General features: G+C 39.9%; 12 protein-coding genes and 1 riboswitch. Of the genes, 1 reads left to right on the forward strand and 11 read right to left on the reverse strand.

Features of this window, described 5'->3' with window-relative positions:
- Positions 1–2 precede the first annotated feature (2 nt).
- From AAFQ93_RS01200 to AAFQ93_RS01210, 3 genes are all read right to left on the reverse strand, one after another.
- On the reverse strand, positions 3–524 hold the full coding sequence (locus AAFQ93_RS01200) for a GNAT family N-acetyltransferase (RefSeq protein WP_375555397.1): 522 nt from the start codon (positions 522–524) through the stop codon (positions 3–5).
- On the reverse strand, positions 514–957 hold the full coding sequence (gene tsaE / locus AAFQ93_RS01205) for a tRNA (adenosine(37)-N6)-threonylcarbamoyltransferase complex ATPase subunit type 1 TsaE (protein WP_045762634.1): 444 nt from the start codon (positions 955–957) through the stop codon (positions 514–516). Before tsaE ends, AAFQ93_RS01200 begins: the two co-directional genes overlap by 11 nt.
- Positions 958–1,043: 86 nt before the next feature.
- Positions 1,044–2,465 carry an NCS2 family permease gene (locus AAFQ93_RS01210; RefSeq protein WP_375555398.1) on the reverse strand — a complete coding sequence of 474 codons (1,422 nt, stop codon included), beginning with the start codon at positions 2,463–2,465 and terminating at the stop codon, positions 1,044–1,046.
- Positions 2,466–2,661: 196 nt separating this feature from the next.
- On the opposite strand from AAFQ93_RS01210, the gene AAFQ93_RS01215 reads away from it, so the two are divergent.
- Positions 2,662–3,474 carry a Cof-type HAD-IIB family hydrolase gene (locus AAFQ93_RS01215; RefSeq protein ID WP_375555399.1) on the forward strand — a complete coding sequence of 271 codons (813 nt, stop codon included), beginning with the start codon at positions 2,662–2,664 and terminating at the stop codon, positions 3,472–3,474.
- A gap of 127 nt (positions 3,475–3,601) precedes the next feature.
- On the opposite strand, the gene AAFQ93_RS01220 is transcribed toward AAFQ93_RS01215, so the two are convergent.
- The 8 genes from AAFQ93_RS01220 to mgtA all read right to left on the reverse strand — a co-directional run bounded on the left by AAFQ93_RS01220 (position 3,602) and on the right by mgtA (position 10,629).
- Positions 3,602–4,039, reverse strand: a complete 438-nt coding sequence (locus AAFQ93_RS01220; RefSeq protein ID WP_375555400.1) for an SP_0198 family lipoprotein — start codon at positions 4,037–4,039, stop codon at positions 3,602–3,604.
- Positions 4,040–4,133: 94 nt separating this feature from the next.
- Entirely contained in the window at positions 4,134–5,372 is a 1,239-nt protein-coding gene (locus AAFQ93_RS01225; RefSeq protein WP_375555401.1) for a bifunctional folylpolyglutamate synthase/dihydrofolate synthase, read from the reverse strand.
- Positions 5,373–5,680: 308 nt separating this feature from the next.
- Complete coding sequence (locus AAFQ93_RS01230) at positions 5,681–5,986, reverse strand: DUF1292 domain-containing protein (RefSeq protein ID WP_000017624.1); 306 nt, start codon at positions 5,984–5,986, stop codon at positions 5,681–5,683.
- A gap of 15 nt (positions 5,987–6,001) precedes the next feature.
- On the reverse strand, positions 6,002–6,421 hold the full coding sequence (gene ruvX / locus AAFQ93_RS01235) for a Holliday junction resolvase RuvX (protein ID WP_049502846.1): 420 nt from the start codon (positions 6,419–6,421) through the stop codon (positions 6,002–6,004).
- 3 nt (positions 6,422–6,424) lie between these two features.
- Entirely contained in the window at positions 6,425–6,691 is a 267-nt protein-coding gene (locus AAFQ93_RS01240; protein WP_000507060.1) for an IreB family regulatory phosphoprotein, read from the reverse strand.
- A gap of 96 nt (positions 6,692–6,787) precedes the next feature.
- On the reverse strand, positions 6,788–7,360 hold the full coding sequence (locus tag AAFQ93_RS01245) for an SP0191 family lipoprotein (protein ID WP_000737513.1): 573 nt from the start codon (positions 7,358–7,360) through the stop codon (positions 6,788–6,790).
- 74 nt (positions 7,361–7,434) lie between these two features.
- On the reverse strand, positions 7,435–7,833 hold the full coding sequence (gene spx / locus AAFQ93_RS01250; RefSeq protein ID WP_000591165.1) for a transcriptional regulator Spx: 399 nt from the start codon (positions 7,831–7,833) through the stop codon (positions 7,435–7,437).
- A gap of 135 nt (positions 7,834–7,968) precedes the next feature.
- A complete protein-coding gene (gene mgtA, locus AAFQ93_RS01255; RefSeq protein ID WP_375555402.1) occupies positions 7,969–10,629 on the reverse strand; it encodes a magnesium-translocating P-type ATPase in 2,661 nt (886 codons plus the stop codon).
- Between the two features lie 192 nt (positions 10,630–10,821).
- Positions 10,822–10,975, reverse strand: a riboswitch (M-box (ykoK) riboswitch).
- Between the last annotated feature and the right edge of the window lie 42 nt (positions 10,976–11,017).

An 11,017-nucleotide genomic window follows, 5' to 3' on the forward strand; every position in this document is an offset into this window, starting at 1 on the left:
TCTTATTCGTCTATCAGTTGACCCATTAGGTAAACATCTAGAAACTCTCCTCCTTCTATACAAGCACCACGTTCCTGTAATCCTTCTATGATAAAACCCATTTTTTCATACAGATGCACCGCAGCAAGATTTCTTTTTTGAACTGTCAATTGTAGACGTCGAATACTACCACTTGATTTGGCCCATTCAATAGCTTCTTCCATCAGGACACTACCGAGACCATTTCCCCAGTAAGCTTTTTTTATTCCTAAAAAGACATCTCCAATATGACGGACTCGCGGACGTTGATCAGCTGTTATATTGATGATTCCTACTAACTCATCATTCAAAAAAGCGAGTAGGGTAATTTGATTATCCGACTGGGCCTGCTTATCCAAAAAATGTTGCATCTCAGACCCACTCATTGCAATCCCATTTTCATCCAGACTGGTAAAACTAGTCTCTTGACCAATTTGATCTAAGAGAGCAATGACCGCTGAAGCATCCTGGGCTTCCGCTTCACGGATTAAAAGATCATACTCCATCCGTCAATCCTTTCAAAAGTTCTGTCGCTCTTTGGCCATGAGCATGAAAGACGATTTCTCGGCCCTCATCTTTTTTAAGGATTTCTAACTCCAGATAATCTGATGGAAGATTTTCCCCCAATAGATGTCCCCACTCAATAACCGTTACACCTGAACCAAAAAGGAATTCATCCAAGTCGATAGAATCTGCATCCCCTTCGATGCGATAAACATCTAAGTGATACAAGGGTAGACGTCCTTCATATTCTCTAACAATGGTATAAGTAGGACTCTTAATCATTTGATGAATGCCTAATCCCTTAGCCAGACCCTTTGTTAGCGTTGTTTTCCCAGCACCTAATTCACCAGTCAAAATCAACACATCATTTTTTTCTAACAAATGCCCTAAGTCTTCCCCAAGTGCAATCAACTCATCTTCATTTTTTGTGTACATGTATTTATTATACCAAAAAGTTTTATTTTGTGATATTTCCATCAACAAAAAAAGAGGAGACTCCCCTCTTTTTTTAGTTTTTGTCATTAGTTAAGAGCCATACTGATGTAGTTCAAGATAAACAAGGCATCCAAAATCCAAATCATGACATGCACATCTTTCACTTGACCTTTGACAACCTTCGTCAAAGTATAAGTTAAGAAACCAACGGCAATCCCTTGTGTGATTGAGTAGCTGAATCCCATAAAGATAGATGTGAAGAAAGCTGGAACAGCTTCAGCCATATCATCCCAAGGGATATTTTTCAAGTTAGAAAGCATCATAATTCCGACGATGATCAAAATTGGTGCAGTTGCAGCTGTTGGAACGATTGCTAGAAGTGGGCTAAAGAAGCTTGATAGGGCAAAACAGATGGCAACAACCAAAGCTGTCAAACCAGTACGTCCACCAGCACCGATACCCGCTGCAGACTCAACATAAGTTGTAACGTTTGAAGTACCTGCAATGGCACCTACTGAAGTTGCCACCAAGTCAGAGTAAAGAGCCTTATCCAATTTAGCTGACTCATGGTTTTCACCACTTGTTGCAATGATACCAACTTTTTCACCAGTACCGATAAGAGTACCGATAGTATCAAAAATATCTGTCAATGAGAAGGCAAGAATGGCCATCAAGGTTTCTGGCAAACGAGAAGTGTTTGAAATCAGAGATCCCAATCCTTCTGAACCAAGAGCAGCACCAAACAAAGTTCCTAGGTCATTAACGGCTGATGAAAGATTATTGCTTGCAAAGTCAATGCTAGACAAATCAACAAGACCAACAGCAATCGCAAGAACTGTCGTTGTCAAAATAGAAAGGATGATACCACCTTTGATCCCCTTAACAACGAAGAAGATAGTAATGGCAAGACCTGCAAGAGCTACCAAGACAGCTGGAGAGTTGAAGTCTACCAATCCTGGAACAGCTGCTGAGTTTGCAGTAAGTGCTGCTTGAGCCTTATCTGCTCCTTCACCTGCTACTGTATAGGTACCTGGGTCAATCGAGAATTTCAAGAGACCAGCATTCTTAATCCCAACATAAGCAAGGAAAACCCCAATACCAGCTGAAATCGCTGAACGAAGAGTTGTAGGAATAGATTCGATGATCATTTTACGAACATTGGTCAATGTAATAATCAATGAAATAATCCCACAGATGAAGACCATTCCAAGAGCTTCTTGCCATTTATAACCCATCCCAAATACGACGGTAAATGTGAAGAAGGCATTTAGTCCCATACCTGGAGCTTGCGCATATGGCAAGTTAGCATAGAAGGCCATCATTAAAGTTCCCACAACAGAACCGATAATTGTCGCCAAGAATACACCCTGAACAGGCATTCCTGTTTGTGAAAGCATTTGAGGGTTTACAAAGAGAATATAACTCATTGCAAAGAAAGTTGTTAAACCAGCAAGAACCTCTGTACGGACATCTGTCCCGTGCTCTTTTAGTTTAAATAGTTTGTCCATTTTTAATCTCCTTTGTCATTTTACGAACAATACTACCATTATATCACCAATCATTCATCTTTTCAAGATGTTTTTTCTAATTTTAAAAATTCTTATGAGATATTATTCTCTTTATTTTCGCTTATTATCAGCTTTTCTAGTCACTTTCTGATATAATAGAAAACATCTTATCTGAAACTAGATTCGGGAGGATTTTATGACTAAAAAAATGATTGCCGTCGATTTGGACGGAACCTTGCTCAACTCTGAAAGCAAACTTTCTGATTTTACTATTGAAACGATTAAGAAAATCTCTAAAAAAGGCCACCAAGTTGTTATCGCAACTGGTCGCCCTTACCGTATGGCCAAAGATTTTTATGACCAACTTGAACTTGAAACCCCTATGATCAACTTCAACGGCTCACTCACTCATCTGCCAGGTAAGACTTGGAAACATGAAAAGTGTCTGACTGTGGACAAAAAATACCTCTTGGATATCGTGAAACGAAAAGAGGAGATTGAGGCAGACTTTATCGCAGGTGAATACCGTAAAAAGTTTTACATTACAGCCCCGGACAAAGAAATTGCTGATCCTAAATTATTTGGTGTTGAAAACTTTCGCCCAGAAAATCAATTCCAGTCTGATTTAGTGACCAAGGGGCCTAACTGTATTTTATTACAAACTAGGGCAGACGATAAATATGCGCTGGCAGAAGAGATGAATAGCTTTTACAAGCACCAACTCAATATTAATACTTGGGGTGGTCCCTTAAATATCCTTGAATGTACTCCCAAAGGAGTTCACAAGGCCTTTGCCCTTGAATATCTTCTCAATGTCATGAATATAGACAAACAGAATTTGATTGCCTTTGGTGACGAACACAATGACCAAGAAATGCTTTCTTTTGCAGGTAAAGGCTATGCTATGAAAAACGCAAATCCTGCTCTGTTACCTTTCGCAGACGAGCAATTACCATTAACCAACGAAGAAGATGGCGTCGCTCAGTTTTTACAAGAACGATTTCTTTAATTTCACTCATTCTATACTTTTGTGGTAGACATTAGCTATCTTAAAAGTATGGAATTTTTTTGAGTTCAAAGTCAATGAAAAAAGGATTTGAATCCGTCTTTTACAGATCCAAATCCTTACAGAATATCTATTTTTTTAAGACAATACGATCAGAAACGCCGCGGCCCATGTCATCGATAATAATCTGGTTCTCTTCTGCCACATAAATCTTGACATCATCACCGATGATGACTTTCTGATTTTCTGGTTCGAAGGTCACCTTCTTAACCTCTTGATCTCCGTCCGCTTCAACTTCTGTCCACGTTCCGGTATTTCCAGTAACTACAAGAGTAATGCTATCACCCTCGTCTTGGCCCTTGTAGGTCCCATCTATATTAGTAGTTGTGTCAGTCTTTGTACTAGTAGTAGAACTAGAAGCACTGGTTTCTGATACTTGACTAGTGCTCGCTTCAGAGCTAGTGCTTGCTTGGGATGAAGGTGTCGATTTAGCTGTTGACGAACAAGCAACTAAAACACTAAGACTTGCCACAGTAGCAAGAGAAAGTGTAAATTTTTTTAGTGACATAATGTCTCCTTCCTTTCAGGAGCTAAGGCAGAAAAACTGCAGAACTATTCCACTTATACTATATCAAATAAAGGAAACAAGGTCAATCAAGCAACTATGTTTTTATAAGGTAGGCACGAACTTCAGATATAAAATAGAGGGAACCTGTAACAAACAGTAAGTCTTTCTCCCCTGCAGACTTTTCAAAATCATCCATAAAGTCTCGATAGGAAGCAACTCTATGATAGCCGCTCAAATCCTGCTCCTCCAAAGATCCCTGATAGTCAAAACTCGTCACATAGAGAGCTGTATCAGGTAAATGATCTGTCAGATAACCAAGCATGCCACTGTAATCTTTACGCTTTAAAGCACCAAAAAGGATTTGAGGTTGATAACCTTGCTGAATTTTTTCCTGGATAAATTCAACCAATCGTTCTAAAGCCGGTAGATTATGGGCACCATCTAGATAAATATGCTCCGTAACAGCTTCTAGACGCCCAGCCCAGCTGGTTGTTTTCAAAGCACACCGGATAGCTTCCCCATTGACTTTTTCACCTCTCTCTGTCATAAACAACAGAAATGCCTGCAAAGCCAAAGCAGCATTCTCCTCTTGATAAGCTCCTTCCAAACCCAGTTTTAGTCGGGTCAAATCCGCTAGAGAAGAAGAAAAATGTCCTGATTTGAAAGAAAAATCTCGGTCAGCTTGGTAGAGAGTGACATCTAAATCTTCTGCTATCTTTTGACAAACGAGCTGGGATTCAGGAGCTAAGTTTGCAATCACTGCTGCTCTTCCTTGCTTAAAAATTCCTGCTTTCTGTTCAGCGATTTCTTCCAGACTATTGCCCAAGGTCTCCTGATGATCTAGGCCGATTGAAGTAATAACTGCAATCTCTCCAGTCACCACATTAGTGGTATCAAGAAGTCCACCAATCCCAACTTCTAATAGAACTAGATCCACCTCTTGTTCTTTAAAATAAAGCAAAGCAATCACTGTTAACAATTCAAAAAAAGACAATTGATCATGTGTCTCTAGAAGTCTTTGCTCCATTTCCTTAACTTGATTTGCCAAACGGATAAAGTCTGCGTCCGATATAGGTTGACCATTGATACAAATCCGATCATGAATGCTAACAATGTGGGGCGAAGTAAAGGTCCCCACCTTCTTGCCGTGCGAAACAAAGAGCTCTCTCATAAAGGCGATGGTTGAACCCTTTCCATTTGTCCCTGTCACATGGATAATAGGATAGGCTTGCTCAGGGTTCCCCAGCAAGTCTACCGCTCTCTTCATCCGCCCCAAACCTGATCTGAAATTCAAACCGATTCGACTATGAAGCCATTTTTCTACTTCAAACACGCTTAATCTCCTTAATCCTTAATAAAAAAGCGAAGATTCTCTTCGCTTTTTACTTCATTAGCTAGTATTTAATTCTAGTATGGGAGAAAAATGCCCCCCGGAATTACCAGTTCTCTCTTATTTCAAGGAACTGGGCTGATACAGTCTCCCAGACTGCCTGCGTTTCCAATTTCTAGCGCAGAGCTAAAAACGTTCCCCGAACGTTCCTGCTTTTTCTTATTTCTAGAAGCAAGGGTAAAAACGTTCCCCGGATGATCCAACTCTCTCCAGTTTCTAGGAGTTGGGCTAAAAACATCCCCCGGATGTTTTTACTCCTCCATAAAGCTGTTGAAGACTTCTTCAATCATGTTCCATTCATCTTCTGAATCTTCAGGGATTGGTTGCAATTCACCTTCTGTTCCATCTTCATTTTCGATGAATGAATAAGCTTGGATTTCAACTTCACCGTTTTCATCTTCTTCTGCATTAACTGGTACAAGAAGGACATAGTTTTTACCAAATTCTTCTTTTCCGTCAATAGTCAAAAGGATTTCAAATAAAGTTTCGTTTCCTTGCTCATCTACAAGTGTAATAAGTTCACGTTCTTCGTGATCGTGGTTGTGATCGTGTGACATAGTTTCTCCTCTGTCTTAAAATTTTCTATCTAAATAATTTTGCAAAATCAATTGAGCGGCTAATTTATCAATAACTTTTTTACGCTTATTGCGACTAATATCCGCTTGCTCAATCAACATACGCTCTGCAGCGACCGTAGTTAGGCGTTCATCTTGATACTCTACCGGTAGACCAAAGAGTTCTTCTAGTTTGGCTCCATAGGCTTGACTGGCTTCCACGCGCGGTCCGCTGGTATTGTTCATGTTTTTAGGCAAACCAACAACAAAACGGTCTACCTTATAGGTTTCAACGAGTTCCTTGAGGCGTTCAAAACCAAACTGACCTTGATCTTCATTGATTTGGATGATTTCAAGCCCTTGTGCCGTAAAACCTAACGGATCGCTAATCGCTACTCCTACCGTTTTGGAACCAACGTCCAATCCCATAATTCTCATAGATTATAGATCGACTCCTTGTCCTTTAAGGTAGTAGCGAACCAGTTCTTCAACGATTTCATCTCGCTCATACTTACGGATTTGATTTCGTGCATTGTTATAACGAGGAACGTAAGCTGGGTCTCCACTGAGAACATAGCCCACGATCTGGTTAATAGGGTTATAGCCCTTTTCATTCAAAGAAGCATAGACATCTGTCAATGTTTCACTGATTTCTTTTTTATTGGAATCGTCCAATTTAAAACGTACGGTTTCTTCAGTAAATCCCATTCTAACACCCTCTTTCCTTAGAATAGTACTATTATAGCACATTCGCGGTCGTTCTACAAATCACACAGTCTGATTCTGCTGATTTTCTCTGACTTTTTACTGGACTGTTGCCCCATTTGCAACACGATTAGCAATATAGTCCTCTGGTTCGTTTTTCAATAGATTTTCCAGTCCAACATTCTTTAAGTATTCGTTTTCACTTGCTTTTTTGAGATCCAGTGTTTGGAAATCATAGCTAGTCTTGGTTTCCATTTCTTTCTCATTTAAAAGAGTCGTTTCAATGGTAAATCCTGAAATTTTTCGAGCCGCTTGAACAGACTCATCCTTGTCCTCAGCTTCTTTTAGAGCTTTTTTAGCTTCATCTAATCCTCGCTCAGAAATATAATTTTTTAAATCTTCTGATACAGGACGCTTTTGCTGAATGGTCAAGCTTAAAAATTGATTGCCTTTGTAGGTAATGATTTGAGTTTGCTGAGCACCACTCTCATCAGCTGGCAAAACCAAGGTCTTAGTAACAACTGTATTCTTGGTTGCATTTTCTAATACGGGCAAGGTAGACTGTAGGGCTTCTTGAGAACTCTCAGTAGTTGAAGCTGCTGTTTCTTTTTTCTGACCACATCCAACGAGCAAAAATAGTGCTGCGAATGTTCCAATGACTAACTTTTTCATAAATCCTCACATGTTATCCAATTTAAAAATTTAAATATTAGAGAAGGCCAGGAGTCACTCCCAGCCTTGATGTTTTATAGAGCCGCACGTAAACGCGCTTCTGCATTTTCCACATTACGGACAGAGCGTGGCAAAAAGGCACGGATATCGTCTTCTTTATAGCCAACTTGTAGGCGTTTCTCATCTACAAGAATCGGACTTTTCAAGATACGTGGTGTTTCCATGATTAGGTTGAGCACTTCATTGACACTCAAATCTTCGATATCAACACCAAGGGCCTTTGCATAACGATTTTTCGATGATACGATACTTGCAATTCCATTGTCTGTTTTTGTCAAAATATCAAGTAGTTCTTCTCTCGTGATTCCTTCCTTACCGAGGTTTTGTTCTTTATAACTTAACTGGTGGGCATTGAGCCAGGTCTTCGCTTTTTTACAGCTAGTACAACTTGAGACTGTATAAATTTTGATCATGTACCTACCCCTTTCGCTACATGTTACTATCAGTTTAGACTATTATACCATAAAAAACATCGGACTTGCGACCTATTTTTAAAAAATTTTAACTTTTTTGGCAATTTTTGAACTTTTTTCTTGACAAAATACGAACTATAACCATTCTTTATACTTCTTAATGTAAAATTTCTTAATAACTGTAACGCTAAACATATACAAGAAAATAATGCAGATTAAGAACAAGAAGTAAGGAAGTCCTAAGGGTGCTAGACGAAGGATATTTACCAGTGGTCCATAAGGTAGACTGGTTACGAAAAAGGCTGCAACCAGAGTCATCAAAATCACAAGCCAAGCTGGTCTGCTTTGTACAAAAGGAACTTTTGCTGTACGAAGCATGTGGATGACCATGGTTTGAGACCACATAGATTCGATGAACCAGCCTGTTTGGAACAAGATAATAAACTGAAGAGCAGATTCTGACCCATGAACATAGTGATGACCTGTTACCAAAGGAACAATGATAAAGTAGAGGAAGATAAATGTCAAAATATCAAAGATAGATGAGATTGGACCCATCCAAACCATAAATCGCGTAATGGATTTTGCTTCCCATGTATGGGGTTGTTTAAGGAAGTCTTGATCAACATTATCAAATGGCAATGCCACACAAGACAAATCATAGACTAGGTTTAGGACAATGAGATGAACAGGAGCCATTGGTAAAAATGGTAAGAAGATACTCGCAACCAATAGTGAGAAGATATTCCCAAAGTTTGAACTAACGGTCATCTTGATGTACTTGGTCATGTTGGCGTAGACCTTACGGCCCTCAACGATACCAGTTTCCAGAACCATGAGATCCTTGTCTAGCAAAATAACATCCGCTGTTTCTTTGGCGATGTCTACTGCTGTATCTACAGAAATTCCAACATCAGCCACCTTCATGGATGGAGCGTCGTTGATCCCATCTCCCATATAACCAACGGCATGACCATTTTTCTTTAACTGTAAAATGATACGAGCTTTTTGATCCGGAGACAATTTAGCAAATACTGTTACACTTTCAACCGCTTCTGCCAATTCTTGATCTGTCATTTGGTCAATGTCAGCCCCTAAGATCATATGCTCAACGTCCAAACCAACCTTTTCACAAATGGCTTGGGTTACTTTTTCGTTATCCCCAGTTAAAATTTTTGTTCTGACACCATGCTCAAGCAGAGCTTGAATAGCGGGTGCTGCAGATGGTTTTGGCGGATCCAAAAAGGCAAGGTAACCCGTAAGGATCATGTCACTTTCATCAGTCACAGCATAGGCATAATCTTCATGTAGACCTGACTTGTAACCAACACCTAAAACACGCAAACCTTGACGGTTTAATTGACCAACTTCTGCTAATACTTCTTGGCGAATGTCTTCGGTTAGGGGAATGATTTCTCCGCGATATTCCACATGAGTCGAAATGTTCAACATTTCTTCTAAAGCGCCTTTGGTAACCATACTAACGACATTGCTATCGTCTTTGACGATGACACTCATGCGTCTGCGTTCAAAGTCAAAAGGCAGTTCATCAATCTTTTGGAAGATGTTATCCAAATCTTGTAGAATAGCGTGTTCTTTGGCTTCTTTTTCGGTTCTACTGATAATGGCACGATCCATTAAGTTTTTCAAACCTGTTTGGAAATGTGAATTTAGATAAGCTCTTCTTAAGACTGCCATATCCAAATCACCATGGATATCCAAAGGGTATTCTAAGACAATCTCATCTTGCGTTAGAGTTCCTGTTTTATCTGTACATAGGATATCGATTGCTCCTAAGTCCTGGATAGCATTGAGTTTTTTGATGACCACCTTTTCCTTGGCCATGATAATGGAACCTTTGGCCAAGCTGGCTGTGATAATCATTGGAAGCATTTCTGGTGTAAGTCCGACACCAACGCTCAAGGCAAAGACTCCAGCCTCTAGCCAGTCTCCATCAGTCAACCCATTTGCGAAAAACACGATCGGAACCATGACAAGCATCAAGCGGATCAAGAGCCAAGAAATGCTGTTCATTTCACGTTCAAAAGAAGTTGGCTCATCATAGGTGTTGAGAGTTTGCTCAATAGCTCCCATCATGGTGTCATCACCAACAGCGAGAACCATAGCTGTAGCACTTCCTGAGATAACGTTTGTCCCCATGAATGCCAAGGATTCTGCTTCTAAAAGACTCTCTACATTTTGATTAGTAGCTTTATTTAAAGCAAGCTTTTCGACTGCATCGCTTTCTCCAGTCAAACCTGACTGTTGAACGAAAAAGTCGCGGGATTCAAATAAGATAACATCTGCTGGAATCATGTCTCCCGCACTCAATTTCACGAGATCTCCCACAACCAACTCATCGATGGGCAACTCTTGTTCAAGACCATCACGAATAACAGTTGCAGTGTTGACAATCATTTTTGAAAGATTGGTTGTTGCCTTGTCGCTCCGCAACTCTTGGACAAAACGGATGCCTCCTGAAATCAAAACCAAGACAACGATAATGATAGAAGTCGTTGGATCCTCTTGTCCAGGTTTGGCAAGCCAGACATTTGTAACGAGAGAGATAAAGGCAATCACAAGCAAAATGATTGTGAAAGGATTGATAATGGACTCATAAATTTTCTTAAAGATGGAATCCTCTTGACCCTTGGTGATGGTGTTTTCACCATATAGGTCACGGTTTTCTTCAACCTGTTCAGAATCTAAGCCCTTTAGACTTGTATGGTAAAAAGCTAGACTATCTTTAAATGGAGTTTGAATAGCTGCTGCTAATCTTTCTTTTGTAGTTTTCATTGGTTTCTCCTATCTGTATGAATGGTAATTTCATACACAGGGACCAATCACTTTATAAGGACAGAACGACACAAATCAGCGATTGGTTGTGTATGTGCGGCTCTGGATGATCGTCAATTTGCATCGTTTGTCTCCCTTCTTTGTTCTAAAACAGCAGAAAGTCCTGCCATAAAATGGCAGGACTAAAAAACTTATTATCTGTTTTCGTTCAAGCTTTAACTCCATAGGGCGATGTAATGAGCTTAGTCTTGACCTTCGCGACCAGGACTGTTGACCAACGAGTAGTGTCTCCACTGCTTTGCGGTAGTCATCCGTATCCCTATGGTAGCCTCACCTACCGTTTTCGCCTTTCAGTATAAACCTTTAACTAGTAAAAGTCAACAATTTA

Source organism: Streptococcus nidrosiense (genome assembly GCF_042140045.1).
Lineage (GTDB): Bacteria > Bacillota > Bacilli > Lactobacillales > Streptococcaceae > Streptococcus > Streptococcus nidrosiense.

What these genes read in the sequence shown, in the direction of transcription:
- AAFQ93_RS01210 (WP_375555398.1), bottom strand. Translation starts at nt 2,465, where the DNA reads ATGGACAAACTATTTAAACTAAAAGAGCACGGGACAGATGTCCGTACA.
- AAFQ93_RS01220 (WP_375555400.1), bottom strand. Translation starts at nt 4,039, where the DNA reads ATGTCACTAAAAAAATTTACACTTTCTCTTGCTACTGTGGCAAGTCTT.
- spx (WP_000591165.1), bottom strand. Translation starts at nt 7,833, where the DNA reads ATGATCAAAATTTATACAGTCTCAAGTTGTACTAGCTGTAAAAAAGCG.
- AAFQ93_RS01200 (WP_375555397.1), bottom strand. Translation starts at nt 524, where the DNA reads ATGGAGTATGATCTTTTAATCCGTGAAGCGGAAGCCCAGGATGCTTCA.
- AAFQ93_RS01245 (WP_000737513.1), bottom strand. Translation starts at nt 7,360, where the DNA reads ATGAAAAAGTTAGTCATTGGAACATTCGCAGCACTATTTTTGCTCGTT.
- ruvX (WP_049502846.1), bottom strand. Translation starts at nt 6,421, where the DNA reads ATGAGAATTATGGGATTGGACGTTGGTTCCAAAACGGTAGGAGTAGCG.
- mgtA (WP_375555402.1), bottom strand. Translation starts at nt 10,629, where the DNA reads ATGAAAACTACAAAAGAAAGATTAGCAGCAGCTATTCAAACTCCATTT.
- AAFQ93_RS01240 (WP_000507060.1), bottom strand. Translation starts at nt 6,691, where the DNA reads ATGGGATTTACTGAAGAAACCGTACGTTTTAAATTGGACGATTCCAAT.
- AAFQ93_RS01215 (WP_375555399.1), top strand. Translation starts at nt 2,662, where the DNA reads ATGACTAAAAAAATGATTGCCGTCGATTTGGACGGAACCTTGCTCAAC.
- tsaE (WP_045762634.1), bottom strand. Translation starts at nt 957, where the DNA reads ATGTACACAAAAAATGAAGATGAGTTGATTGCACTTGGGGAAGACTTA.
- AAFQ93_RS01230 (WP_000017624.1), bottom strand. Translation starts at nt 5,986, where the DNA reads ATGTCACACGATCACAACCACGATCACGAAGAACGTGAACTTATTACA.